The organism is Pseudactinotalea sp. HY158, from assembly GCF_009660225.1.
GTDB lineage: Bacteria > Actinomycetota > Actinomycetes > Actinomycetales > Beutenbergiaceae > HY158.
Window position 1 is genome coordinate 3,262,245 of sequence record NZ_CP045920.1, and the last position, 24,501, is coordinate 3,286,745.

General features: G+C 71.4%; 29 protein-coding genes, 4 tRNA genes and 2 pseudogenes. 15 read left to right on the forward strand and 20 right to left on the reverse strand.

What is annotated here, in order from left to right:
• Nucleotides 1–40: 40 nt before the first annotated feature.
• From GCE65_RS14390 to GCE65_RS14410, 5 genes are all read right to left on the reverse strand, one after another.
• The gene (locus GCE65_RS14390) at nt 41–1,000 is read right to left on the reverse strand and encodes an NUDIX hydrolase (RefSeq protein ID WP_228759977.1); all 960 of its coding nucleotides are present in this window, start codon (nt 998–1,000) and stop codon (nt 41–43) included.
• A gap of 23 nt (nt 1,001–1,023) precedes the next feature.
• A complete protein-coding gene (locus GCE65_RS14395; RefSeq protein WP_227993639.1) occupies nt 1,024–3,243 on the reverse strand; it encodes an RNA degradosome polyphosphate kinase in 2,220 nt (739 codons plus the stop codon).
• 79 nt (nt 3,244–3,322) lie between these two features.
• A complete protein-coding gene (gene mshD, locus GCE65_RS14400; RefSeq protein ID WP_153878850.1) occupies nt 3,323–4,306 on the reverse strand; it encodes a mycothiol synthase in 984 nt (327 codons plus the stop codon).
• Nucleotides 4,306–4,929: a hypothetical protein gene (locus GCE65_RS14405; RefSeq protein ID WP_370460140.1), complete on the reverse strand. Its 624-nt coding sequence runs from the start codon at nt 4,927–4,929 to the stop codon at nt 4,306–4,308. The genes mshD and GCE65_RS14405 overlap by 1 nt, the downstream gene beginning before the upstream one ends.
• Nucleotides 4,930–5,226: 297 nt before the next feature.
• Complete coding sequence (locus tag GCE65_RS14410) at nt 5,227–6,420, reverse strand: alanine racemase (RefSeq protein ID WP_228759978.1); 1,194 nt, start codon at nt 6,418–6,420, stop codon at nt 5,227–5,229.
• An 84-nt stretch (nt 6,421–6,504) separates the two neighbouring features.
• Here GCE65_RS14410 and GCE65_RS14415 point away from each other — a divergent pair, with 84 nt between their 5' ends.
• Nucleotides 6,505–7,836: a D-arabinono-1,4-lactone oxidase gene (locus GCE65_RS14415; RefSeq protein WP_153878852.1), complete on the forward strand. Its 1,332-nt coding sequence runs from the start codon at nt 6,505–6,507 to the stop codon at nt 7,834–7,836.
• Between the two features lie 97 nt (nt 7,837–7,933).
• Nucleotides 7,934–8,006: transfer RNA gene (locus GCE65_RS14420), tRNA-Lys, on the forward strand.
• A 71-nt stretch (nt 8,007–8,077) separates the two neighbouring features.
• Here the strand turns inward: GCE65_RS14420 and GCE65_RS14425 are convergent.
• Entirely contained in the window at nt 8,078–8,461 is a 384-nt protein-coding gene (locus GCE65_RS14425) for a hypothetical protein (RefSeq protein ID WP_153878853.1), read from the reverse strand.
• Nucleotides 8,462–8,854: 393 nt separating this feature from the next.
• On the opposite strand from GCE65_RS14425, the gene GCE65_RS14430 reads away from it, so the two are divergent.
• The 3 genes from GCE65_RS14430 (at nt 8,855) to GCE65_RS14440 (ending at nt 11,791) form a co-directional block, all read left to right on the forward strand.
• A complete protein-coding gene (locus GCE65_RS14430) occupies nt 8,855–9,814 on the forward strand; it encodes a LysR substrate-binding domain-containing protein (protein ID WP_153878854.1) in 960 nt (319 codons plus the stop codon).
• Nucleotides 9,815–9,947: 133 nt separating this feature from the next.
• Entirely contained in the window at nt 9,948–10,949 is a 1,002-nt protein-coding gene (locus GCE65_RS14435) for an ATP-binding cassette domain-containing protein (RefSeq protein WP_153878855.1), read from the forward strand.
• Nucleotides 10,946–11,791 (forward strand): ABC transporter permease, encoded by an 846-nt coding sequence (locus tag GCE65_RS14440; RefSeq protein ID WP_153878856.1) that lies wholly within the window; start codon nt 10,946–10,948, stop codon nt 11,789–11,791. Before GCE65_RS14435 ends, GCE65_RS14440 begins: the two co-directional genes overlap by 4 nt.
• A gap of 58 nt (nt 11,792–11,849) precedes the next feature.
• Here the strand turns inward: GCE65_RS14440 and GCE65_RS16720 are convergent, their stop codons facing one another.
• From GCE65_RS16720 to GCE65_RS17150, 6 genes and pseudogenes are all read right to left on the reverse strand, one after another.
• On the reverse strand, nt 11,850–11,987 hold the full coding sequence (locus GCE65_RS16720; protein ID WP_228759979.1) for a hypothetical protein: 138 nt from the start codon (nt 11,985–11,987) through the stop codon (nt 11,850–11,852).
• Nucleotides 11,984–12,496 carry an RES domain-containing protein gene (locus tag GCE65_RS14445; protein ID WP_228759980.1) on the reverse strand — a complete coding sequence of 171 codons (513 nt, stop codon included), beginning with the start codon at nt 12,494–12,496 and terminating at the stop codon, nt 11,984–11,986. Before GCE65_RS14445 ends, GCE65_RS16720 begins: the two co-directional genes overlap by 4 nt.
• A 27-nt stretch (nt 12,497–12,523) precedes the next feature.
• The gene (locus GCE65_RS14450; RefSeq protein ID WP_153878857.1) at nt 12,524–12,910 is read right to left on the reverse strand and encodes a hypothetical protein; all 387 of its coding nucleotides are present in this window, start codon (nt 12,908–12,910) and stop codon (nt 12,524–12,526) included.
• Between the two features lie 84 nt (nt 12,911–12,994).
• Nucleotides 12,995–13,201 (reverse strand): hypothetical protein, encoded by a 207-nt coding sequence (locus tag GCE65_RS16725; RefSeq protein WP_228759981.1) that lies wholly within the window; start codon nt 13,199–13,201, stop codon nt 12,995–12,997.
• Complete coding sequence (locus GCE65_RS16730; RefSeq protein WP_228759982.1) at nt 13,198–13,365, reverse strand: hypothetical protein; 168 nt, start codon at nt 13,363–13,365, stop codon at nt 13,198–13,200. The genes GCE65_RS16725 and GCE65_RS16730 overlap by 4 nt, the downstream gene beginning before the upstream one ends.
• 28 nt (nt 13,366–13,393) lie before the next feature.
• Nucleotides 13,394–13,657: pseudogene (locus GCE65_RS17150) on the reverse strand (hypothetical protein); the annotation flags it as partial.
• A gap of 114 nt (nt 13,658–13,771) precedes the next feature.
• On the opposite strand from GCE65_RS17150, the gene GCE65_RS14460 reads away from it, so the two are divergent.
• The 3 genes from GCE65_RS14460 to GCE65_RS14470 all read left to right on the forward strand — a co-directional run bounded on the left by GCE65_RS14460 (nt 13,772) and on the right by GCE65_RS14470 (nt 15,231).
• Complete coding sequence (locus tag GCE65_RS14460) at nt 13,772–14,083, forward strand: WXG100 family type VII secretion target (RefSeq protein WP_153878792.1); 312 nt, start codon at nt 13,772–13,774, stop codon at nt 14,081–14,083.
• 22 nt (nt 14,084–14,105) lie between these two features.
• Nucleotides 14,106–14,390 (forward strand): WXG100 family type VII secretion target, encoded by a 285-nt coding sequence (locus GCE65_RS14465; protein ID WP_153878793.1) that lies wholly within the window; start codon nt 14,106–14,108, stop codon nt 14,388–14,390.
• 196 nt (nt 14,391–14,586) lie between these two features.
• The gene (locus GCE65_RS14470; RefSeq protein ID WP_153878859.1) at nt 14,587–15,231 is read left to right on the forward strand and encodes an SDR family oxidoreductase; all 645 of its coding nucleotides are present in this window, start codon (nt 14,587–14,589) and stop codon (nt 15,229–15,231) included.
• Between the two features lie 15 nt (nt 15,232–15,246).
• Here GCE65_RS14470 and GCE65_RS14475 read toward each other — a convergent pair whose 3' ends face one another.
• From GCE65_RS14475 to msrB, 6 genes are all read right to left on the reverse strand, one after another.
• Nucleotides 15,247–15,441 (reverse strand): type II toxin-antitoxin system PemK/MazF family toxin, encoded by a 195-nt coding sequence (locus GCE65_RS14475; RefSeq protein ID WP_153878860.1) that lies wholly within the window; start codon nt 15,439–15,441, stop codon nt 15,247–15,249.
• A gap of 7 nt (nt 15,442–15,448) precedes the next feature.
• A complete protein-coding gene (locus tag GCE65_RS14480; RefSeq protein WP_153878861.1) occupies nt 15,449–15,685 on the reverse strand; it encodes an antitoxin in 237 nt (78 codons plus the stop codon).
• Between the two features lie 100 nt (nt 15,686–15,785).
• Nucleotides 15,786–16,571, reverse strand: a complete 786-nt coding sequence (gene nagB, locus GCE65_RS14485) for a glucosamine-6-phosphate deaminase (RefSeq protein ID WP_153878862.1) — start codon at nt 16,569–16,571, stop codon at nt 15,786–15,788.
• Nucleotides 16,572–16,617: 46 nt separating this feature from the next.
• Complete coding sequence (locus GCE65_RS14490; protein ID WP_153878863.1) at nt 16,618–17,211, reverse strand: YbaK/EbsC family protein; 594 nt, start codon at nt 17,209–17,211, stop codon at nt 16,618–16,620.
• A gap of 328 nt (nt 17,212–17,539) precedes the next feature.
• A complete protein-coding gene (locus GCE65_RS14495) occupies nt 17,540–18,427 on the reverse strand; it encodes a DMT family transporter (RefSeq protein ID WP_228759983.1) in 888 nt (295 codons plus the stop codon).
• Between the two features lie 17 nt (nt 18,428–18,444).
• A complete protein-coding gene (gene msrB / locus GCE65_RS14500; RefSeq protein WP_370460141.1) occupies nt 18,445–18,852 on the reverse strand; it encodes a peptide-methionine (R)-S-oxide reductase MsrB in 408 nt (135 codons plus the stop codon).
• A gap of 102 nt (nt 18,853–18,954) precedes the next feature.
• On the opposite strand from msrB, the gene surE reads away from it, so the two are divergent.
• From surE to GCE65_RS14515, 3 genes are all read left to right on the forward strand, one after another.
• Nucleotides 18,955–19,722 carry a 5'/3'-nucleotidase SurE gene (gene surE, locus GCE65_RS14505; RefSeq protein WP_194928723.1) on the forward strand — a complete coding sequence of 256 codons (768 nt, stop codon included), beginning with the start codon at nt 18,955–18,957 and terminating at the stop codon, nt 19,720–19,722.
• A 52-nt stretch (nt 19,723–19,774) separates the two neighbouring features.
• Nucleotides 19,775–20,755, forward strand: coding sequence for a UDP-glucose 4-epimerase GalE (gene galE, locus GCE65_RS14510; protein ID WP_153878866.1), 981 nt, complete (start codon nt 19,775–19,777; stop codon nt 20,753–20,755).
• A gap of 202 nt (nt 20,756–20,957) precedes the next feature.
• Nucleotides 20,958–22,064, forward strand: coding sequence for an LCP family protein (locus GCE65_RS14515; RefSeq protein ID WP_153878867.1), 1,107 nt, complete (start codon nt 20,958–20,960; stop codon nt 22,062–22,064).
• A 10-nt stretch (nt 22,065–22,074) separates the two neighbouring features.
• On the opposite strand, the gene GCE65_RS14520 is transcribed toward GCE65_RS14515, so the two are convergent.
• Nucleotides 22,075–22,575, reverse strand: coding sequence for a metallopeptidase family protein (locus tag GCE65_RS14520; RefSeq protein ID WP_153878868.1), 501 nt, complete (start codon nt 22,573–22,575; stop codon nt 22,075–22,077).
• A 144-nt stretch (nt 22,576–22,719) separates the two neighbouring features.
• On the opposite strand from GCE65_RS14520, the gene GCE65_RS14525 reads away from it, so the two are divergent.
• From GCE65_RS14525 to GCE65_RS14535, 3 genes are all read left to right on the forward strand, one after another.
• Nucleotides 22,720–22,792, forward strand: a tRNA-Glu gene (locus GCE65_RS14525).
• Nucleotides 22,793–22,861: 69 nt separating this feature from the next.
• A tRNA-Asp gene (locus GCE65_RS14530) sits at nt 22,862–22,935 on the forward strand.
• 43 nt (nt 22,936–22,978) lie between these two features.
• Nucleotides 22,979–23,051, forward strand: a tRNA-Phe gene (locus GCE65_RS14535).
• Nucleotides 23,052–23,154: 103 nt separating this feature from the next.
• Here GCE65_RS14535 and GCE65_RS17155 read toward each other — a convergent pair.
• Nucleotides 23,155–23,379: pseudogene (locus GCE65_RS17155) on the reverse strand (helix-turn-helix domain-containing protein); the annotation flags it as partial.
• A gap of 519 nt (nt 23,380–23,898) precedes the next feature.
• Between GCE65_RS17155 and GCE65_RS14545 the strand changes: the two are divergent.
• Entirely contained in the window at nt 23,899–24,438 is a 540-nt protein-coding gene (locus tag GCE65_RS14545; protein ID WP_228760209.1) for a site-specific integrase, read from the forward strand.
• The last annotated feature ends 63 nt before the right edge of the window (nt 24,439–24,501 follow it).

The following is a 24,501-nucleotide window of genomic DNA, read 5'->3' on the forward strand; positions in this document are numbered from 1 at the left end:
CGCCGGGCTGACGCCCGGGTGAACAGTGGGTGAACGAACCTCAGCTGCGCCCGCGGTACAGCTCGGCGGCCACGACGGCCGGCTTCTTGCGGCCCGGTTTGGCCGGGTTCCGGCGGATGGGCCGGCCGATGTGGGCGATGAGCACCTCGCCGGTGCGCAGATACGGATCCGCGGCGGGCAGCCGGGCCGCCACCGGGTCCGGGGCCCGCGCGGCGAGCGCGGCGAGGGCCACCGGGAGCACCGGTCGATGCGTACAGACGACGGTCGCCGGCTGTCGTAGCGAGAGCACCGACTCGAGCACGGCCCGCGCGCGGTCCGGTGCGTGGCGGGCGCCGTCCTCGGTCAGTTCCTCGAGCACGGCCACCGGCACGCCGGCGGCCTCGGAGTAGGGGGTGACGGTCAGGGCGCACCGCGCCCACGGCGAGGTGAGGATGCGGGCGGTGCCGTAGGCGGACAGGATCGGCACGAGCGATCGCGCCTGATTCTGCCCGGTCGCCGTGAGCGGACGGGTGTCCTCCCCGCCCTGCCAGGCGGATCGGCGCCGGGCGCGTCCGTGCCGCACGAGCAGCACCGGCCAGGTCGCCAGCGTGCCGTCCGCGTGCAGCTCGAGCAGGGCCATGAGCGGGGCCCGGTCGGCGCGGCGGGTGAGCATCTCCAGGGCCTGCACCGCCTCGACCCACCGGGCCTCGTCGACCTCCTCCGGGGTGGTCGGCACGGCGGTGGAGTGGTCGATCCCCGCGGCCGGGGTGGCGGCCCAGTACCAGCACACCTTCGGGGTGCCGCCGCCGAGCACGTAGCGCACGGTCGGCAGGGGCCGCCCGAGCACGGCCTCGACCCCGGTCTCCTCCCGGACCTCGCGCACGGCCGCGGCGGGCAGCGTCTCGTGCTTGTGGAGCTTCCCCTTGGGCCAGGACCAGTCGTCGTAGCCGGGCCGGTGCACGAGCAGCACCTCGAGGTGGCCGCCGGCGAGCCGCCAGAGGAGGGCGCCCGCGGCGTGCACGGGCTTCTTGGCGCCGGACACCCCTAGCGGCCCGTCGACCGGTGCGGCGCCGCGGAGCGGTACGTCGCGCGCATCATGGGCCGGTGGGAGGACATGAGCAGTTCCTGCAGGTCGGCGAGCCGGTTGCCGTCGGCGTCGCGGTCCGCGCGGCGCCAGAAGATCCGACCGTTCCGGCCCGGGCGATCGGGCGGACCCTCCGGGTCGTACAACTGGTGCCAGCTGGCGGTCGAGGGGGACATGGCCACGTCGATGAGGCTGACGAGTTCGGCGACGTGTTCGTGATCGACCACCCGGATGAGCACCTCGATGCGGCGGTCGAGGTTGCGGTGCATGAGGTCGGCGCTGCCGAGGAGCACCTCGGGGTCGCCGCCGCGGGCGAAGGCGAACACGCGGGAGTGCTCGAGGAACCGGCCGAGGATCGAGCGCACCCGGATGCTCTCGCTCAGGCCCGGGACGCCCGCCTCGAGGGCGGTCGTGCCGCGCACGAGGAGGTCGACGGGAACCCCGGCCCGGGAGGCCCGGTAGAGCGCGTCGATCGTCTCCTCGTCCACGATCGAGTTCACCTTGAACTTGATCCACGCCTCCTGACCGTCGCGGTGGTGCGCGACCTCCCGCTCGATCCGCTCGATGAGCCCGGAGCGCACGGAGCGCGGGGCCACGAGCAGCCGGTGGAACTTCGCCTTGGGCGCGTAACCGGAGAGCTGGTTGAACAGCCGGGTCAGGTCCTGGCCGACGTCCGGATCGCACGTGAGCAGGCCGTAGTCCTCGTACAGTCGGGCCGTCTTCGGGTTGTAGTTGCCGGTGCCGATGTGGCAGTAGCGGCGCAGCCCGTCGGCCTCCTGGCGCACCACGAGGGTGAGCTTGCAGTGGGTCTTGAGGCCGACGATCCCGTAGACGACGTGCACCCCGGCCTGTTCAAGCTTGCGGGCCCAGGAGATGTTCGCCTGTTCGTCGAATCGGGCCTTGATCTCCACGACCGCGAGCACCTGCTTGCCGGCCTCGGCGGCGTCGATCAGGGCGTCGACGATCGGCGAGTCGCCCGAGGTGCGGTACAGGGTCTGCTTGATGGCCAGCACCTGCGGATCGGCCGCGGCCTGGGAGAGAAACTGCTGCACGCTCGTGGCGAAGGAGTCGTACGGGTGGTGGAGCAGGATCTCCCCGTCCCGGATGGCCTCGAACACGTCGGTGGGGTTCGCGCTCTCGACCTGGGAGAGGCCGCGGGCGGTGCCGGCCACGAACGGCCGGAACGACAGCTCGGCCCGGTCGAGGTCGGCGATGAGATTGAGGCCGGTCAGGTCGAGCGGGGCGGGCAGCTCGTACACGTCCGATTCCACGATGCCGAGCTCGGAGACGAGCATGTCGCGCACCTTCGGGGTGAACCCGCGGGCCAGCTCGAGGCGGACCGGCGGGCCGAAGCGGCGCCGCAGCAGCTCCCGTTCGAGGGCCTTGAGCAGATTCTCGGCGTCGTCCTCCTCCACCTCGAGGTCCTCGTTGCGGGTGACCCGGAAGACGTGGTGTTCCACGACGTCCATGCCGGGGAACAGGTAGTCGAGGAAGTGGGCGATCACGTCCTCGATCGGCACGAAGGAGCTCTCCTCCCCCTCGATGTCGGCCGGGTCGTGGGGGCGGCCGCGGGCGTCGACCGCGATGAACCGGGGCAGCAGCGGCGGCACCTTGACGCGGGCGAAGTGCTCCCGCCCCGTGCCGGGATTGCGCACGACGACGGCGAGGTTGAGCGACAGCCCGGAGATGTACGGGAACGGATGGGCCGGGTCGACCGCGAGCGGGGTGAGCACGGGGAAGATCATCTTGCGGAAGTACTTGTGGAGCCGGTCCTGCTCGGACCCCGCGAGGTCGTCGAAGCGCACGAGGGTGATCCCCTCGGCGGCGAGCGCCGGCGCCACGTCCGCCGCGAACACCCGGGCGTGCCGGTCGGTGAGCTGGTGGGCGGTCTCGCCGATCGCCTCGAGCACCTGCCGGGGCTGCAGGCCCGAGGCCGCGGTCACGGCCATGCCGGTGGCGATCCGGCGCTTGAGGCCGGCCACGCGCACCATGAAGAACTCGTCGAGGTTCGAGGCGAAGATCGACAGGTAGCGCACCCGCTCGAGCAGCGGGAGGCCTGAGTCCTCGGCCAGTTCGAGCACTCGTTCGTTGAAGGCCAGCCAGCTCAGTTCCCGGTCGCCGAAGCGGCCCTCGGGCAGGTCCGTCTCGGCGCGCACGTCATCGGTCGCGATCTCGGTCATGGCCCAATGCTCGCACCACATCCTGGGGACGTGCACGGGATCGGCCGAATGTGAATGCCGGGTCGGCGCGAGGGCCGGGTCAGCGCGAGTACTGCACGTGGCGCTGGGCGGTGACGAAGCCGTGGCGGGCGTAGGTCGCGACCGCCGGGTGGTTCTCGCGCTCGACGTACAGGTCCATGCGCGCATACCCGCGCCGGCGGGCCTCGGCCATGGCGACGCGCGTGAGCAGGGTGCCCAGGCGCCGTCCCTGCGCCTCGGGGTGCACCCCGAGCACGTAGATCTCGGCCGTTCCCCCGACGTTCTGCCCACTCCGTTCATCGGGCTCGGCGGGCCCGCTCGGCACAGCGGGCTTGACCCACATCGCCCCGAGGAGGGCGGAGGTATCGTGCGCGCGCGCGAGCCAGAACAGGCTCGGGTCGAACCACGGCTGGGCCATGCGGGCGTGCAGGTCGGCGGCCGTGAGGCGCCCCTGCTCGGGATGGTCGGCGAAGGCGGCCGCGTTGAGGGCGAGCCAGTCCGCCTCGTCGCGGGTGCCCGGCGCGAACGTCGCCAGCTCGATCCCCGCCGGGACCTCGGGCGCTGTGGGCGCTGTCAACACTGTGGGCACCGTGGGCGCCTCGGACACTGTGGGCACCGTGGGCGTGAGCTCGGCGGTGAGGTAGAGCAGCTCCCGGGTGACGCGCAGGCCGCGCCGGGCGGCGAGCGCGGCGGCGCCCGGGAAGTTCCCGTGGGCCCAGATCGCGAGCTCGGGCGGACCGGCCTCGAGCACGGCCGCGAGCAGGTGGGCACCGCAGCCGGCGCGGCGGTAGTCCGGATGGATCGCGAGTTCGGCCGAGCCCCGGTCGATCTGGGCATAACCCACCGGTCCGGTGGATCCGGTGGGGCCGGCCAGCTGGAGGTGGGTCACCGCGCCCGAGTCGAGGTTGAGGAGGGTCTGCTCGTCGTAGGGGTCGATGCCGTCGGCCTGCCTCGCGGCGGCGGCGAGGGCGCGGACGGCGCCCGCGTCGGGCACGCCGGTGTGCAGCGTCGGCGGTGTCGGCGGTGTCGGCGGCCTCGGGTCCATCAATCGAGCTTCTCCGCCCGCCACAGGCCGGCGGCCACCGTGAGTTCCTCCGCGACGGCCTGCAGCGTGGCGCCCTGGCGCGTGAGGCGGGAGGCCTCGGCGTCGTCGGTCAGGGTGTCGGCGTCGAGCGCGCAGCCGGCCGCGAGCACCCGGCAGAAGGCGCCCGCCCGTTCGAGCGCGACCGCGAAGTCGCCCCGGTACACGCCCGTGAGGACGGCGTCCGCCAGGTCGCGTACCTCGCTCGGCCCGGGCAGCGGTGCGACTCCCGCCACCACCTCGTCGACCTGGGCGGCGCGGGAGCCGAGGCGGAAGTGCTCGGCGACCCGGTGGGCGTCGTTCCTCGTCCACTCCCGCAGCTGATAGAGCCGCCACAGGGCACCGGGCAGGGTCGTGGCCGGGGCGTTCGACCAGAGCATCGCCAGGTCGTCGATTCCCTCGTTGTCCACGAGCTCCACGAGCCGGGCCACGAGGTCGTCGTCGTGGGCCGCGGCGCGCCCGCGCACCACGAGGGCGACGGCGGTGGCGTGGGCCGCCTCCGATCGGCTGGCGGGGTCGACGTCGCCGACGATCTCCTCGGCGCGCTGGGCGGAGAGCATCGCGGGGCGTCGGAACCGTGCGGTCACGGGCATCCTTTCGAGCTCGGGTGGGAAAGACCCCGCCCACGATAGTTCTCCGGTCGGGGATGCGCCAACGATCCGTCAGCGCGGGAGACGCGGCCGAATCCGCGCCGCGAACCGCGGCGCACCGGCATTGGCGACCCTCTGAGCCGGCTCACGGGGAGTCGGCGGAGGGTCCTTCTTCCCGCCCCATCCGCGGCCCTATCCGCCGGCGACCAGGGCCGAATCGTTGGTCCGCCGACACATTTCAACCCGACGACCCTGCTCGACGCGGGAATCAAGGCCACCGCCCTGCTCGATCCGTCATCCGAAGTCGAGGCCCTCGCCGCGATAGGTGGCCACGGTGGCGAGCAGGTCGGCGCCGTCCACCAGATGCACCCGGTCGAAGCGCTCCATGGCCTCCCCCGCCTTGGCGTGCCGGAACCACACCCGGTCCCCGATCGCGGGCTCACGGCCGACCCCGAATCGCAGCGGGGTCTGCACCTCACCGGCACCCTCGGAACCGGTGAGCCGGCCCGCGAGCGGGGCCGGCCAGCGGTCGCTGCCCACGGCACCGGAGGCGATGTAGCCACCGGCGAACGCCGTCGCATATCCGGGCGCCGGACGGCGCACCACGTCGAGGCCGAAGAACGCGGCCGGGCGCGGGGTGAACGCCGCATAGTGATCGAAAAGGGTGGGCACGAACAGCCCGGAGCCCGCGGTCACCTCGGTGATCACCGGATCGGCGGTCGTCTGCGCCACCGACCCCGAGCCGCCGCCGTTGACGAGCAGACCCGGCCCGGTCACCTCCTCGACCGCGCGGACCACGCTCGCGCGCCGGGTGGCCAGCTCGGCGAGGGAGAGCCGCTTGAGCCCGCGCACGATCGGCCCCCGCCAGCCCGCCTCGCCCACCCCGGCGACCTGCGCCTCGTAGAACATGAGGCCGCGCACCGCGATCCCGGGCCGCCCGTGGGCGTCCGCGGCGAGCCGGCGCGCCTGCTCGGGCGTGCGCAGCGGGGAGCGCCGGGCGCCGATGTGCACGCGTCCGATCCGCAGCGAGGCGTCGATGTCGAGGCACACCCGCACCGGCTGCGCGGCCAGGTCCTGCCCGGCCGCGCCCGCGGCGGCGCGAGCGATGAGGTCGAGGTGAGCTGCGTCGTCGATCATCAACGTGATCGCCCGGCGCAACCCGGGATCGGCGGCGAGCTCGGCGAGCGCGGCCGGGTCCACGGCCGGGTAGCCGAGCAGCACGTCGGTGGTCAGGCCGGCGCGCACGAGCCAGATCGCCTCCCGCAGCGAGTAGGCCATGACGCCGATGGTCCCGGGGCGCTCGAGCATGCGGCGCAGCAGTTCGGGCACGCGCACGGACTTCGAGGCCACGCGGATGGGCACGCCGCCGGCACGGCGCGATAGATCCTCGGCGTTGCGGTCGAACGTGGGCAGGTCCACCACGGCGAGCGGCGCCGGCAGGTCGCGGGTGACCCGAGCCCACGGCGCGGGGGTGGGAGCGGGCGGCATGGGCTCATTGTCGCCCACGCCGCGCATCGTCGCGCTGGAATTCCTCCCCTGCCGATGCGGGATTCCGGCAGACTGGACGCCACCATGACCACGACGGACACGCGCTGGCGCAATTGGGCCTCGACGGCCGCGGCACATCCGCGGGCGGTGGCCCGCCCCCGCACCGACGAGGACCTCGCCCGCCTCGTGGGCGAGGCCGCGGCCGGGGGCCGGCGGATGCGCGCCGTCGGCTCCGGCCACTCGTTCACCGACTGTGCGGTGACCACGGGCACGTCGGTCGACCTGAGCGCCCTCGACCGGATCGAATGGGTGGGACCGCCGTCCCCCGACGGGTCGAGGCCCGTGCGGATCGGCGCTGGGATCACGCTGCGGCGGCTCTGTGTCGAGCTCGCCGAGCGGGGCCTCGCGCTGGCGAACATGGGCGATATCGACGCCCAGACCCTCGCGGGGGCGGTGAGCACGGGCACCCACGGCACGGGCGAGCGCTTCACCGGGTTCGCGGGGATGGTCGAGCACGTGCGGATCGTCACCGCCGACGGGGCGATCCGCGACACGACGCCCGACTCCGAGCCCGACCTGTTCGAGGCCGCGCGCCTCGGGGTGGGCTCGCTCGGCGTGATCACGGCGCTCACGCTGCGGGCCGTGCCCGCCTTCGTGCTCCACGCGCACGAGGCCCCGCGGCCCCTGGCGGCCGTGCTCGAGGGTCTCGCGGATCCCGACGGGCCCGTGCGCTCGAACGATCACTTCGAGTTCTACTGGTTCCCGCACACCGACCTCGCCCTGACCAAGGCGAACAACCTGGCCGCGGCCGACGATCTGCCGCTGCCCACGACGCGCCGACTCCTCGACGACGAGCTCCTCTCGAACGGCCTGTTCGCGGCGACGAACGAGCTGTGCACCCTCGCCCCCGGGCTCACACCGTGGGTCAACCGGATCGCCGCGCGGGCCCTGGGCGAGCGCACCTACACCGCCCCGAGCCACGCGGTGTTCGTGACCCCGCGGCGGGTGCGCTTCCGGGAGATGGAGTACGCGATCGGGGCCGCCGATCTCGCGCCGGCGCTCGCCCGGGTGCGCGCGTGGCTGGATCGACGGCGCGCGGCCGTGCCGTTCCCGATCGAGGTGCGCTTCGCCGCCGCCGACGACGTGTGGCTGTCCACGGCTTTTGGACGGCGCACGGCGTACGTCGCCGTCCACCAGAACCTCGGCCTGGAGTTCCGCGAGTATTTCCGGGCGGTCGAGGCGATCATGGCCGACTTCGGCGGGCGCCCGCACTGGGGCAAGATCCATTGGCTCCGCCGCGCCGACCTCGCGGAGCTGTACCCGCGGTTCGGGGACTTCCTCGCCGTGCGCGACCGGGTGGATCCGCACGGCGTCTTCGCCAACCGGTACACCGGCCGGGTGTTCGACACGGCGTGAGGACGACGCTCGCGGCCCGGGTGCGCGCGTTCGCCCGCGAGCCGCGAGCGACTACACTTCTCGGGTGGCCGCACCGGCGGATTCCGGGGTGGGCCGCGGGCCTCTAGCTCAATGGGTAGAGCAACGGACTTTTAATCCGTGGGTTGCGGGTTCGAGCCCCGCGGGGCCTACCGCATTCGGCCGGGGCTATTCGGCCTCGGCGGGCCTTCGCCGTTCGAGCGGGGCCGGGCGATCGGCGGCCTCAGCACGGTGTGCTGAACTGCTCCACGCCCAGCTGGTCGAGGGACTCGGCGATCACCGGGACCGTGCCGTCGTGGCCGTCGAAGAGCCACGAGTCCTTGATCCCCCAGTGGATGACCTCGTCCTCGGGGAAGGATTCGCAGTGCAGCGCGATCACGACCTCGTCGAGGTAGTCCTGCATGGCCCCCGCCTCGAGGAAGTTCCCCGCGCCGAGGAAGAACTCCTCGTCCATCGAGCAGAAGAAGGCGTCCGACAGCAGCTCCGCGTCGAAGGACTGGTCCTCGCACTCCCACCCGAGGTCCGCCAGCCCGGCCCGGAGCGGGCCCTCGCCCGACTCGGGCGGCTCGGTCTGCCCGGCCGCATCCCCTGCCGCTGCCGTGTCCACCGTGTCAGCGGTCGGTTCCTCGGGCGCGTCGGCCCCCGAGCATCCTCCCAGCACGACCATCGCGCATACGAACCCCGCGACGCGCCCTCGCCCCATCGTGACCTCCCGTGTCATCGGCATTCGCCCCCGCACCCCGCTCGCGCGGTTGCGGGCAGCCCGATCCGGTGATCGGGGCGGCGCTGTAGGTGCGCCGACGGTGCCGTGGCATCGAACGGTACCGGCCGGCGCTCACAATCGGCTCACAGGGCGCATGCCCCGGCGCCGGGAACGGTCCGATGTTCGCTGGACGGGTCCGCTCGCCGCGTGACGGGCAGCTCGTGCTCAGGGTCGAGAGCGAACTCGCCCGGGCCCGGGCTCATTGCCACGGCACCGGGCCGCGACGAAGATGTTCGGATGAGCACTCGCGGCGGGGATCGTGGGATCGAACTGCGCCAGCTGCGCTATTTCGTGACGCTGGCCGAGGAACTCCACTTCGCCCGCGCCGCCGCGCGCGAGCACATCGTGCAGTCCGCCCTGAGCCAGCAGATCCAGCGGCTGGAGCGCCTGCTCGGGGTCGTGCTGGTCGAGCGCACGACCCATCACGTGCGGCTCACGCCGTCCGGCGCGGTGTTCCTGAGCCAGGCGCGGAGCGTTCTTCGCGCGGTCGACCGCGCCGTCGCCGCGACGAGGTCCGCGAGCGCGGACGCCGAGGTCGTGCGGGTGGCGATCGGGGATGCGAGCCTCGATTCGATGCCGCAGATCCTGCGTCACGCGCAGTACAACCGGCCCGGTCTCGTGGTCCACCGGACCGAGGCGACGGTGCCGGCGCAGTACCGGATGCTCGCGGAGGGATCCATCGACGTGGGGGTCGGCAACGCCGCCGACGCGCCCCGCGGAATCGCCTCCGAGGTGTTCCGGCTCGACCCGATGGGCGTGCTGGTGGCGCAGACCCATCCACTCGCCCGGGCCGCGGCCGTGAGCGTCGCCGACCTGGACGGCCTCGAGCTCGTGCTCGCCGAGGACGCCGAGGCGCCCGAGTTCAACGAGTTCGTCACCTCGATGTGCGCCGCCGCCGGGCTTCGGCCCGTCCGCTTTCCCGGCACCGCCCAGAGCATCCGCGCGGCGGCCTACCTCGTGGGGGAGCGCGAGTGCGGCGCGATCGTGCCCGCCTCGTGCGACCTGTTGATGCCGGGCCTGCGGTGGCGCCCCCTCGAGCCGCCGTCGCTGTTTCCGTGGTCGCTGCTCTGGCGCGCGGACGACGCCACGCCGGCGGTCCGGGCGATACGCCGCGCCGCCGCTGCCTTGTCCGCGAAGCTCGACTGGCTCGGGGACGACGCGGGCGGCCCCGGGATCGCTCATCAGTCGCATCGATGACGTGTGCTGATTCTCGAGGTTTCCGGCGCCGGGAGGCGGTGCTTGACTGATTCGTCGCCGTCGTCGTACACGGCACCGGCACCCGAGCCCCGGCCGCTCGGATGCCGGACACCACCGACCACCGTGGAGAGCCATGGCCATCAGGCAACTGGGTAGGCAGGAGGTACGCGATCGCACCCGCCTCCCCGCGATCGAGGCGGAGGGGCTGGTCAAGAGGTTCGGCGACTTCACCGCCGTCGACGACGTCGGCTTCGAGGTTCCCCGGGGAACCGTGCTCGGGCTGCTCGGCCCGAACGGCGCCGGCAAGACCACGATCGTGCGGATGATGACGACGCTGTCGGCCCCGACCAGCGGTCGCGCCCGGGTCGCCGGCTACGACGTGGCCTCCGAGCCGGACATGGTGCGCCGCAGCATGGGCCTGACCGGGCAGGCGGCCAGCGTCGACGAGATCCTCACCGGCCGCGAGAACATCCGCATGATCGGCGGACTCCACGGAATCGGCCGCAGGGAGCTCGCCCGGCGCGGCGACGAGCTGCTCGAGCACTTCTCGCTCGCCGATGCCGCCGACCGGCAGGTCAAGACGTATTCCGGCGGGATGCGCCGCCGGCTCGACCTGGCCGTCTCGCTGCTGGCCACCCCGCCGGTGCTGTTCCTCGACGAGCCCACCACCGGGCTCGACCCGCGCAGCCGGGCCGAGATGTGGGCGGTGATCCGCGACCTCGTGGCCCAGGGCACCACCCTCCTGCTTACGACCCAGTACCTGGAGGAGGCCGACCACCTCGCCGACGACATCGTCGTCATCGACAAGGGACGGGTCATCGCCCAGGGAACCCCGCTGCAGCTCAAGAACCAGGCCGGCGCGGCGAGCCTCGTGATCACGGTGACCGACCCCGACGACCTCGGATCCGCCGAGGCCCTGCTCGGCAAGACCGGCTCGGAGGTGTTCGTGGATCGGGCCGCCCGCAGGCTGACGATGCCCGCCGGCGGCCTCGAGGATCTCACCCGCGTCGTGGATTGGCTGCGCAACAGCCGGATCGCCGTGGACGACATCGGCCTGTCGCGTCCGAGCCTCGACGACGTGTTCCTCTCCCTCACCGGACATTTCGCCGACGACTCCCCCGAGGAATCCCGATGACCGCCTCCACCGCCACCCGATCACACGTCGCACCGGCTCGGCAGCGGCGCACGAACCTGTGGCAGCAGTCCTGGATCATGGTCCGCCGCAACCTCATCCACACCCGCCGCATGCCGGAGATGCTCTCGGACGTGACGATCCAACCGATCATGTTCGTGGTGCTCTTCGCCTACGTCTTCGGAGCGTCGATCACGAACACCGGCGGGCCCTCCTACAAGGAGTTCCTGCTCCCGGGGATCATGGGCCAGACGATCGTGTTCACCGCGTTCATCGTCGCGACCGGGATCACCGCCGATGTGGAGAAGGGGATCGTCGACCGGTTCCGCTCCCTGCCGATCAGGCGCTCCTCCGTGCTCATCGGCCGGAGCATCGCGAGCCTGCTGCACTCCTCCATCGGCATCGTCGTGATGGCGCTGACCGGCCTGGCGATCGGGTGGCGGATCCGGAACTCGCTCGGCGAGGCCGTGCTCGCGTTCGCGCTCGTGCTCCTATTCGGGTTCGGGATGATCTGGTTCGGCATCCTCATCGGATCGTGGCTGCGCTCGGTCGAGGCCGTGAACGGCTTCATGTTCTCGACGCTCTTCCCGATCACGTTCCTCTCCAACGCCTTCGTGCCCACCGCGCCGATGCCCGGTTGGCTGCGCGCCATGGCCGAGTGGAACCCCGTCTCCTCCCTCGTACAGTCGATGCGTGTGCTGTGGGGGAACGGTCCCGCGGCCGGCCCCGGTGCCGCGCTGCCGCTGCAGCACCCCGTGCTCACGACGATCATCTGGGCGGGCGTGCTCACCGCCGTGTTCGCACCGTTCGCCCTGCGGGCGTATGCCCGGCGCACCTCGGACTGACCGAGCGCTCGGGCCGGGCACCATGCCGCCCCAACTCGGCCACTCGTCGATTTGCCTCTCAGAAGATGTTGAGCCCCCAGAGTGTCGCGACAGCGTCCAGAGCGGCGTCATCGCGGGCGATCGTGTCCCTGGCTACTTCACGCACGCCCGTCCCCTCGAAGATCGCCCAGCACTCGTAGTCACCCAGGCGGCTCATATAGCGAAGCCCGCCGTATGCGAGGTTGCCGTCGCCGTCGGTGGCCATGTATGCCCACGCCGCCGCTGCACAGTGATGAGCCGGTTGGGGCCGCGAATAGTGGCGACGTCGATGACTGGTACCGACAACGCGTCCATCTCGCGGGCGAGCGCCGTCGTCAGAAACTCGTGAGCGGTGCCATCCTCCACATCGAGGAATGGAAGTGCGTCGACGGTCTGCAGCGTGATCCTGAGCCTGCGCGCACGCCATTCCGCCGGCACACCACCGCAGATCATGAAGTGAGGGTCTTCTGCCTGTACTGCGGCCCGAGCGGCGGCGCTGGGGCGAAATCGCGCAAGCGTCTCCGCGAAACACCCGAAGAAGCTCGTGGCTCCATAGAGCACGCCCCCGCCCGGTACGTCGAACCGGTTTCCCGCGCCGGGAAGGGTGACGTCGGCCGGGTGGATACGCGAGAACCGCAACGGGGAGTCCGAACGCGCCACCCGGTACAGGTGAGGAGGCGGCTTCACCTGACGAGGTTGCCCCGGCATTCCCGGTCACCCGGCGTTGATGAACGCTCTTGCGGCCGCCATGACGGCGCGGGCGTCACCGTCGCGGATGGCTTCCGCCGGGGATCGGTCCTCCAACTGCGGATTCATCCCCATGAACCATGCTCTGATGGTCGCCGGCGCGTCGACGGGCTGCAGGGCCTGGAAGACCTGGTACGTAGCCCGCACCTTCAGCTCGGTATCGAATTGTGGGGTCCTGTCACGGTCCGTCAACCACCGCCCGATCGTTCGGTGATCCACATCGAGGGCGAGCGCAAGGAGCCTCGACCCGAGGTGCTCGTTCAGGAATTCAATCACCGAATGGAGCTCGACCGCCGACTCCTGTGCGGCCGCACTCCTCGGTCCCTGGTCACTGGCGGCCATCCGGGTTGCCATCGCGCCGACCACCTTCCATGTCCGTGATTCGTCCCTACAAAGTACTGGTTCCGTCACCAGAGTATCCGTGGATTGCGCTCGTGCCTACCCCAGCGAGGACGGGATGCGGACGAATCCGCCGCCGTGGGTGAGCATGGCGACCTCCCAGTCGCCCGGGCCCCGGCTCGAGGAGACCGCGCAGAACCTCTCGGAGTCGTGGAGGGAGCCGACCGCCGATGGCGCTGCCACCAGGTAGTACCCGCGGGCCTTCGACTCGTCGACGAAGATCCGGTCGCGCGGCAGGAACGTCATCGGCCGACGATCCGCAGCGGCGGGAGGGCGTGGACGAGGCGCACGGTCTCCACCGACATGGTGGTCACGCACTGAATCAGGTCGAGGATGTAGCGCGGGTTGCCGACCTCGCGGGCCCAGTCGTTCGGGTCGTTCACGACGCCCGAGGGCTTGTCGGTGCGCACTCTTCTCGAGCACCTCCGGGGTGGCGAAGGAGAACTGCTCCCAGTCGATGGAGGAGTCGAGGAACTCCTCGATGCAGATGCGGGAGACCGGTGTGACCTGGCCGCGGATCGCGGCCTCGGCGTTCGGGCCCCAGTCGGCGGCCGTGGTCTTGAGCAGGCGGCGCGCAAACGGCTCCTTGCCCGACTCCCAGCGGCTCGAACGGGTGGTCGCGGCTCGTGACGGTGGCGCGCCGGGCATCGGGCCGGAAATGGGCAGGTCTCCCCCGCCCCGGGGCGGGGGAGACCTGCCCATGGACACGGCCGGTCCGGCTTCCTAGGTTGGTCCGCGTCGCCACACAGCGGCGCTCGCGGCCGACGGCTGGGAGGACACCGGCCCGAATGAGGGGCCCGAACACGGGAGGTGACTGTGGCAACCGAGGTTTCCGCAGCAGACGGCGCCCTACAGCGGGGCGCGCAGGTGGTCGCCGACGCGAAGGCATCACTGAACACAGAGCTCAACCAGCTCGAGGGCAAGCTCGCCAGCATCGGCGCGCAGTGGCAGGGCCAGGGCGCCTCCGCCTTCACCATGCTCATGGAACGCTGGCGCACCGACGCCCGCAAGATCACCTCCGCGCTGGACACCTTCGAACAGAACCTGACCAGCTCGCAGACGACCTACACCTCCACCGACGACACGCAGTCCTCGGCGATGAACAGCCTCTCCAGCCGGCTCGGCTGAGGCCGGAAAGGAACCCAGACACATGTTCAAAGCCAACTTCGGGGCCATCGAAGCCGCCGCCGCCGACATCCAGACCGGCGCCGGCGGGATCGAGACCCGCCTGTCCGAGATGGACTCCGCCCTCCAGCCCCTACGCGCGGACTGGACCGGTGCGGCCGCCGAGTCCTACCAGCAGGCCAAGGCCCAGTGGTCCTCCGCGATCACCGACATGAAGCTCCTCCTGAGCGACATCGGCCGCGCCGTCTCCCAGGGCAACGCCGACTACCAGAACGCCGAACAGCGCAACGCCCAGCGCTTCGGCGGCTGAGCACACCACCCGCATCGCCGGCGCGCGTCGGAGCCCACCCCGGGGTTCGACGCGCGTCGTCGTCGATAGCCGGAACGCGGCGACGGCCCCGCCCCCGCGTTCCGGCCGACACATGCTGACATCGACTGATGCCCGCTGATATCGGTTGATGGCGGCTGAGGTCGGACCGGCGCCGGGCCCGGCGTACCATCGGGCCATGGCGACGATCACGATCATCGGTGGACACGGCAAGATCGCACTCCGACTCTCCCGGCTGCTGTCGGCGCGCGGGCACGAGATCCGCTCCTGGATCCGCAGCGCCGCGCAGGAGAACGAGGTGCGTGCCGCCGGCGCGACGCCCCTGATCCTCAACGTCGAGCCCGTGGGCACGAACAGCTTCACCACCCTCCTGCAGGGCCAGGACGTGGTCATCTGGTGCGCCGGAGCCGGCGGCGGCAACCCGCAGCGCACCTACGCGGTGGACCGGGATGCGGCGATCCGCTCGATCGACGCGGCCCAGGCGGCCGGCGTGGGCCGCTACCTCATGGTGTCCTACTTCGGCTCCCGCACCGATCACGGCGTGCCCGCCGACCAGCCGTTCTTCCACTATGCCGAGTCGAAGGCCGCCGCGGACGCGCACCTGCGCGCCAGCTCGCTGGACTGGACCATCCTCGGCCCCTCCCGGCTCACCGACCAGCCGGGCACCGGCGCGATCGAGACCGGCGACGGGATCGAGGCCGGGGCCGTGAGCCGCGACGACGTCGCCGCCGTCGCCGCCGCCGCGCTCGAGCACCCCGGCACGATCCGCACCACGATCGCGTTCAACAACGGGCCGACCCCGATCGCCGACGCACTCGCCTGAGGATCGGTCGAGCGGTCACGGGGCGGGCAGCTCGAGGAAGTCGGCCAGCCAACCCCGTACTCGTGTCAGGCAGGTGGTCGAGGCGACCCCGCTCATGCCCACGATCCGGTCCCGGCTGAGCGTGCGCATCTGCTCGGTCATCGCCCAGCTCCGGCGGCCGAGTCCGGTCGGCCCGTCGAGCAGGACGTGATTCGGCCAGCCCCGATCCACGACCGGGTCACTCCATGCCCTCCCATTCGAGCCGATCCCAGACACGACGTTCGTCGTCGTAACTGTCCCGCAGCTCCTGGGGCGTCGCGGCCATGGCCGCTCGCAGGCGCTCGAACCGGGCGCGCCGTTCTGCGACCTCGGCCAACTCCTCCAGATACGAGCCGAGCGAACGTTTCGAAGCCGCCGCCTGCGCCTTGAGCCGGTCCCTGGTCTGCACCGAGACCTTGATCGTCGTCATGGTCATACCAAAAGTATGCGGTGACGTCGTGGGTGCCACCGGGGCGCATGCGCCCCCGCGTCCGGCCCGGTCATACCGGTCGCGGGGTCGCGTGGGAGTCGGCGCCTCAGATGCCCTGCCACGCCGGCTTGGCGTCGTAGGTCTGGCGGAAGTACTCGGCCAGCGTGAGGGTGCCCGCCGACGCGTCGTCGAGGAACACGGTCACGTGCGGGTGGTGCTGGAGGATGGTCGCCGGCCACAGCGCCGAGACCGGGCCCTCCACGAGCTGACGCACCGCCTCGGCCTTGCCCGCCCCGGTGGCCACGAGGATCGCGTGCCGCGCCTCCATGATCGTGCCGAGGCCCTGGGTCAGGCACAGCTGCGGCACCTGGTCGATGTCGTCGTCGAAGAAGCGGGCGTTGTCGATCCGGGTCTGCCGGGTCAGGGTCTTGACCCGGGTGCGTGAGCCGAGCGAGGAGCTGGGTTCGTTGAACGCGATATGCCCGTCGGTGCCGACCCCGAGGATCTGCAGGTCGACCCCGCCGGCCGCGGCGATCGCCCGGTCGTAGGCGATGGCCGCCGCGGCGAGGTCGTCTGCCAGCCCGTCCGGGCCGTGCACGTTCGCCGGGTCGAAGTCGACCTTGTCCACGAATTCGTCGCGGATCACGTTGGCGTAGCGCTGCGGGTGCTCCGGCGGCAGGCCCACGTACTCGTCGAGGGTGAAGGCACGGGCGCGGGCGAAACTCACCTCCCCGGCCGCGTGACGGCGCGCGAGTTCGGTGTAGATCGCGAGCGGCGAGGATCCGGTGGCCAGGCCGAGAACGGCGTCCGGCTTGCGGTCGAGCAGGGTGCAGATGGCGTCCGCGGCGATCGTAGCGATCCGATCCGCGTCGCTCGGGATGATGACCTCCATGCCCCCAGTCTTCCAGCATGCGCCCCGCTCCCGCGCCACGGTTGCGTCAGCCGGGCGGCAGGGCGAGCCCGCTGATCACCTCGGCACCCGGCAGCTTCGCGAGGTCGGCACCGGGCAGGAGCACCTTGGAGCGGCGGAGTCCGCTGCCGATGATCGCCGGCCCGGCGAGCACGGCCTCGTCGACGAGCAGACGCCACTGGCCGGGAAGCCCGATCGGCGTGATCCCGCCGTATTCCATGCCCGTGCTCTCGGTCGCCCGCCCGGTCGGCCAGAACGAGGCCTTGCGCACGTCGAGCAGCCGGCGCACCGCCCCGTTGACGTCTGCGCGGGTCGTCGCGCGCACGAGGCAGGCCGCCACGCGCTCCTCACCGGCTCGTCTGCCCGCGACGATGACGCAGTTGACCGACGCCGCCTCCGGCAGCTCGTACGCCTTCGTCATCTCCGCGGTGTCGGCCAGCTCGGGGTCGATCGGCGCGACGTGGATTCGGTCGGCGCCGGCGAATCCCGCAAGCGCCGCCGCGACCGGCGGGGCGAGCAGGTCGGTGTGCTCGCGCGCCGGATGCCAGGTGAGGCTGCCGTATCGCAGGCCACCGTCCGCTGCGGTCGGCTCCGGAATGTCGAGCGTGTGGACGGCGTTCATCGGCTCTCCCTATCGGTTGCGGGCGGGGCGGGCTGCGGTCGGGGCGTGGCGCCGGTTCTGCGGCCCGGCGGGGAAACTCCCCGGTGCCGGGCACCACTTTTCTACCCCACCGATCCGTGACGACGGTACCTGCGAGCCCGGCGGGGAAACTCCCCGGTGCGAGGCACCAACGATCTACCCCGCACACCCGGTGAAGAGGCGACACCGACCAGGCGGGAAACTCCCCGGGGCCGGGCACCAACGATGTTCCCCGCGCATCCGGCGAGCGTGGCGAAGAGCCCCGGCGGGGAAACTACCCGGTGCGGGGCACCGACGATCGTCCCCACGCTCAGGCGGGCTCGGGCGGCGCCGCCGCCGGCTGGGCACCCCGGCCGGTCAGGGCCACGGCGACGGTGATCGCGGCGAGCCCGAGCAGGTCCCACAGCCCCGGGCGCTGCCGGAGCGCGACGAGGCCGACCACGGTCGCGGTGGCCGGCAGCAGCGCGTTGAGCAGGGCGAAGGCCGCGGTTCCGAGGCGGCGGATGCTCACCTGATCGAGCATGTAGGGCACGACGGTCGAGAGCAGCGCCATGCCCAGGATCGCCGGCAGCAGCGCGGGGTCCGCGGCGGGCCCGGCCCACGGGAGGGCGAGCGGCGCGTACGCGAGGGCGGCGATCGTCGTCCCCACGGCGAGGGAGGACTGCCCGTCGCGGGCGGCGGCGATCCGCCCGGCGAGCACCATATAGGCGGCCCAGCAGGCGCTCGCGCCCGCGGTGGCGACGAGCCCGAGCACCAGGTCCCGCGCCGGCGGCCCTCCCCCGGCGGGCCCGCTCGCGCCACCCCAGTCGAGTCCGATGACGCTGATCGCCACGACCCCGGCCGCCGCGAGGGCCACGGCGGCGCGGCCCCGGGCGCTGCGATGACCGCGGGCGGCCACGACGACCGGGCCGGCGAACTCGAGGGCCACGACGACCCCGAGCGGCAGGTGCCCGATCGCGACGTAGAAGAGCATGTTCATGCCCACGAGCGCGAGGCCGAACAGGCCCGTCTCCGTCAGCGTCGCCCGGTTCCACGGCGCGCGCCAGGGGCGCACGAGCGCGAGCAGCACGACCGCGCCGGCGAGCGCGCGCAGCCAGGCCACCGTGTGCGGGGGCATCGCGGCGAAGAGGCCGACCGCGACGGCGGCGCCCGCGTACTGGGAGAGGCCGGCCGTGATGAACAGCGCCGGCGCCGGCACGCGGGCGAGCGGCGGGCTCAGGGCGCGGGAGCGAAGCTCAGGGAGACCGAGTTCATGCAGAAGCGGTCGCCCGTGGGGGTCTGGGGGGCGTCCTCGAAGACGTGCCCGAGGTGGGAACCGCACGCGGCGCACAGCACCTCGGTGCGGACCATCCCGAGGGAGCGGTCCTCACGCAGTTCGACGGCGTCGCGCGCGCCCGGCTCGTAGAAGCTCGGCCAGCCGCAGTGCGCCTCGAACTTGGCGTGGCTGCGGAAGAGCTCGGCGCCGCACGCCCGACAGGAGTAGATCCCCTCGCGGTCCTCGTGCAGCAGCTCACCCGTGCCGGGGCGTTCCGTGCCGGCCTGCCGCAGCACCTCGTACTCGGCGGGCGAGAGCTCGGCCCGCCACTGCTCATCGGTCTTCGTGACGTCGTACATGCCTCCCATTCTCTCCCCCGGGCGCCTCGTTCTCCAGCATTCCGCAGCGGGGACCCGCGGCCACCTCCCGGATGGGCAAACCCTTGCCACCCGTGAGTGAGAATGGTGCGCATGCGCGTTCTCATCACCAACGACGACGGAATCGACTCACCCGGGCTCGTGCCGCTGGCACACGCGGCACTCGCCGCCGGCCACGAGGTGCTCGTGGCCGCCCCGAACAAGGAGTACTCGGGGGCGGCGGCCTCGCTCCAGGGGGAGCCCGAGGACGGCGGCTTCCGGATCCGCGAGGGGCGTCCGGACGGGCTCGACGATGCGGTCCGTTCCGTCGCCGTGCACGCGAGCCCGGCGATGATCGCCTACGGCGCGGCGATGGGCGCCTTCGGCTTCGTGCCCGAACTGCTCCTGTCGGGGATCAACCTCGGCCCGAACGTGGGGCCGGCCGTCGTGCACTCCGGCACGGTCGGGGCGGCCCTCACGGCCGCGGCAATGAGCATCCCGGCGCTGGCGGCCTCGATGTCGACCCTCGACCCCACGCACTGGGAGACCGCCGAGTCGGTGCTCGCCCGGGTGCTGCCCACCATGCCTGAGCTCCCGCGGGACGGCCGGGTGCTCAACGTGAACATCCCGGACGTTCCGGTGAGCGAGGTCCGGGGGCTGCGCCGCGCCGTCCTCGGGCGGTACGCGGCCGAGCCGCACCACGCGGCCGACCAGGTGCGAATGCTGCTCGGCGGGGACGCGATCGTGGCGCTCTCGAGCCAGTTCGCGGACGATTCCGACGGGTTCCTCCTGAGCGAGAACTGGGCGACAATCTCCCTCGTGCGCGGGCCAGTACATGATCTCGACGGCTACGACCTGCCGGAATTCGACGCCCACAACTGAACAGCATTGATCGAACTTCTACATCTTTACTCAGGCGCGCTAGGGTGAGGCCATGAGCGAATCGCAGAGTTGGCTGGTCACCGGCGGCGCCGGCTACATCGGGTCGCACATCGTGCGCGCCCTGGCGGCGGCGGGCATCACGCCCGTCGTGGTGGACGACCTCTCCTCCGGCCATCGCGAGTTCGTGCCCGCGGACGTCGAGTTCGTGGAGGCCTCCCTGCTCGACACCGATGCGCTCACCGAGGCGATGCGCTCGGCCGACGTCGCCGGCGTCGTGCACCTGGCCGGCTTCAAGTACGCCGGCGAGAGCGTGCGGCGCCCGCTGCACACCTACACCCAGAACGTCACCGGAACGGTGAGCCTGCTCGAGGCGATGGATCGCGCCGGGGTGGCGAACCTCGTGTTCTCCTCCTCCGCGGCCACCTACGGCACGCCCGACGTCGACCTCGTGACCGAGCAGACCCCGACCCGCCCGGAGTCGCCCTACGGGGAGTCCAAGCTCATCGGGGAGTGGCTCATCGCCGACCGGGCCGCCGCGGACCCGGACCGCCCGCTGCGGCACACGAGCCTGCGCTATTTCAACGTGGTCGGCTCCGGCACCCCGGACCTGCGCGACACCTCCCCGCACAACCTCTTCCCGCTCGTGCTCGACGCCCTCGTGGCCGGCAAGGTCCCCCACATCAACGGCGACGACTACCCCACGCCCGACGGCACCTGCGTGCGCGACTACGTGCACGTGGCCGACCTCGCCCACTCCCACGTGGTGGCCGCCCAGGCGCTCGCCGCCGGCCGCGAGCTCGCGCCGGTCTACAACCTCGGCTCGGGGGACGGGGTCTCCGTGCGGGAGATCATGACCGCGATGGCCGCCGCGACCGGGATCGACTTCACGCCCCGGATCGAGGCCCGCCGCCCGGGCGACCCGGCCCGCATCGTGGCCTCCGGCGCGGCCGCCGCCCGCGATCTCGACTGGCGGATGCGGCACACGATCACCGAGATGGTCGCCTCCGCCTGGGAGGCGCGCCAGGCCGGCTGAGCACGGACGCCGCACCGCCGCCCCGTAGCGCGCCCCGACCGCTACGGAGGTGGCGCGATCCACCCGGGGCGGCCGGGCGCCGTCCCTACGCAATTCGATACGGATCCGGACCGTCACGATCTCTCCATCAATGCTGTGGGCCTCCTCCACTCCGGCTGAGTATCGTGAGTTCCAGGTACCGACGACTCGGGGGTGAGGCGGCATGACCGCTCGGCACGGACTGCGCACCGGCAGGCGGACGCGACGCACCGCGCTGCTGTGCGCCCTCGCGGTGGCACTCGCGGTCACGACGGCCTCGGCCACGGTCTACAACGACATCTCCGGGCGCATCAACACCCTCGACACGAGTGCCCTCGTGCCCACCCGCACCCCCGATCCGGCGGCCCCGAGCCCGACGGCGAGCCCGGTGCCGACCGGGTCCCTCACGCTCCTGCTCATCGGCTCCGACGGGCGCGGCGGTGCGAACGGGGAGGCGATCGGCGACCACAGCGTGGACTCGGTCCTCGCCGACACGAACATCGTCGTGCACCTGTCGCAGGACCGCGACCGGGTGGACATGGTCTCCATCCCGCGCGACACGATGCTGCAGATCCCGGACTGCACGACCTCGAGCGGGCAGGTCGTGCCCGGGCGCTTCGGCCAGTTCAACAGCGCATTCGCCTTCGCCTACCAGGCCGGCGGCGACATGACGAGCGCCGTGGCCTGCGACATCACGACCGTGCAATCGATCACCGGGCTCGAGCTCGACGGGTTCGTGCTCGTGGAGATGGCCGGCTTCGTCGACGTGGTCGACGCCCTCGGCGGGGTGGACATCACGATCCCGAACGACATGTCCTCGCGCGAGGCGAACCTCGATCTCGAGGCGGGGCCCCAGCATCTCGACGGCACCCAGGCGCTCGCGTTCGCCCGGGCGCGCAAGGGCATCGGCCTCGGCGACGGCTCCGACCTCGGGCGCATCGAACGGCAGCAGTACCTGCTCACGACCGTGTTCGAGGATCTACGTTCGCGGAACCTGCTCACCGACGGGCGCCGGCTCTACCAGGTCGCCGCCGAGACGCTCGAGGCCCTCACCCTGAGCCCGAACCTCGGGTCGATTCCGGCGCTCGTGGGACTGGCGCGGAGCATGGAGCACGTGAGCTCCGCCGACATCACGTCGATCACCGCCCCGGTGGTCGACTACGCCCCCGACCCGAACCGGGTCCAACTCACCGCCGCGGCCGCCGAGGTGTGGGACGCGATCGCCGCCGATCGGCCGCTGCCCGCGGACATCGAACCGAACGACTACGGCCAGGACCCGGCCCAGCCCTGATCCGGGGCGCTCAGCCCCAGCCGAGTTCCTCGAGCCGGTCGTCGTCGATGCCGAAGTGATGGGCGATCTCGTGGGCGACGGTGATCGCGACCTCCTCCGCGACCTCGTCGGCGTAGTCGCAGTAGCGGATGATCGGACCGCGGAAGATCGTGATGCGGTCCGGCAGGGATCCGGCGGCCCACCAGGAGTCCCGCTCGGTCAGCGGCGTGCCCTCGTACAGGCCGAGGAGATTCTCGTCCCCCTGCTCCTCGGTCGGCTCGTCCTCCACGAGGATCACGGCGTTGTCGATCTGGTCGGTCAGCCGCGTCGGAATGAGGTCGAGCCCCTCGGACACGAGCTCGTCGAACTCATCCGCCGTCAGGTCCGTGGCGAGGCGACGGTCCGTGTGATCCTCCCCACCCTCACCCGGCCGTTCGGCGGGCGAACCGCCCGGGTGCGGAGCGACGCCGTCGGGCACCCCCCAGCCGGCGGCGGGATCGGGCGAGTCGGACGGCGTGAGGTTCGCGGGCATGCACCGATCCTCCCCCGCGGGGGCGTGTGCGCCAAAATCCGCGCCAGATCGCGCCTGGACGACGCCCGGCCGGGCCGGTCGAGCGGCCGCCGGTTTTGCGTCCGGTCGGCCGAGCCCGTATGCTGCTCGTCGTCTTGCCAACAGGCCCCCATCGTCTAGCGGCCTAGGACGCCGCCCTTTCACGGCGGTAGCACGGGTTCGAATCCCGTTGGGGGTGCACGTTGGTCCGAGACACGAAGATTTGCCTATAGGATCTTCCTAGCAAGTTCGGCCGCAAGGCCAGCAAGGCCCCGTAGCTCAGTTGGTTAGAGCGCCGCCCTGTCACGGCGGAGGCCGCCGGTTCAAGTCCGGTCGGGGTCGCGGAACCATCGCCCGGTCACTCGTGGCCGGGCTTTCGTTTCACGGCTCTGTAGCTCAGTTGGTAGAGCGTTCGACTGAAAATCGAAAGGTCACCGGATCGACGCCGGTCGGAGCCACTCCGATGCCCCCGCCTTGGCCCCGAGCCGCGGGGGCTTCGATGTGTCCGGGGGTGACCGGGTGGTTGAAGTCGACCCGAACGACGGCGCCGTCGACCAGGGCGCCCGGCGTGAGACCGAGCCGGCCCGCGATGATCGCCAGGTCGTTCAGCGTGAACGGCGTCTGACCGGCCCGCTTCATCGACACGTTCGACCGCGAGATCCCCAGCGCCTCGGCCAGGTCGTTGCCAGTCATGCCCGCCCGCGCCATCTCGGCACGCACGTTCGCCGCAACTATGTGGTGGAACCGCGCCTGGTTGCCGTCGTCTCCGACTTGGTTTGCGTCCATGACCCAACACCATAGTCCGTCAGATCCTGGTAGGCAAGCATTGTGCACTGCTGTCCAGATATGTACGTTACGGTAGAGGCCATTCGCCCTGTGGACACGCGCCTGTATCCACAGGGAACAGCCCCTCAGTAGCACGCCAGCGCCGCAGATGTGACGCTCGGATGCTCAAGGAGCACTGACAAGCAACGAAGGCGGGATCATGACTCACGTCGAGTTGGTACTCGAGACGATTGAGCTGCTTGGCCACTGGGAGCTAGAGATGACTGCCCGTCGCCTGTCGCCGCGCACCATCAAGGAGCGCGTGCGATTCGTACGCTACCTCGACGCGACCCTCGGGCCCGCAGTCCACCTCACCGAGGACGAACTACGAGCGTTCCTGGCGGAGTGCTCTCGCACCAAGGCGGCGACGACTCAGTTCACTACCACGTCGTCATACGGATGTGGTTCCAGTGGCTCCAGCAGCGGCACTTCCGGACGGACGACCCGACGATTAACCTCGGAACACCTCGACTCCCCCGCATGCAACCTCGGCCGGCACTCACGGACCACCTCGACGCAGTCCTTCGAGCCGGGAATCTCGAGGTTCAAACGAAGATGAAGGTGCTCCTCGCAGCTCTCCAAGGTATGCGCTGCATCGAGATCGCCCGTCTTCGCGGCGAGGATGTCGATCTCGCCGCCATGAGGATCCGAATCATCGGCAAGGGCGACACCGACATCACGAACGACCTACACCCGACCGTCGCGGAACATACCCGTCGCAACGCGAGCTACTTCCCCCGCCGGGGCTGGTGGTTCCCCTCCCCCATTGACCCGTCCAAGCACGTCCTCCCTGCCTCCGTCAGTAAGGTCCTTTCTGAAGCCTTTCGCCGCGTCGGAGCACCAGTCACAGCACATCAGCTACGCCACTGGACTGCTACGGAACTGATCCGTAAGGACGTGCCCACACGTGTTGTCCAGAAGATCATGCGCCACTCGTCGATCCAGACAACCGAGGGCTACTCCGCCGTTGCAGACGACACGAGCGCCGCGACACTCAGGCGACTTCCACCCTTATCGTGAACGTCAATCCGCGTCTGCTCGGGAGCCCGCCTGCAATTGCGAGCCACCGACTACTTCTGCGCC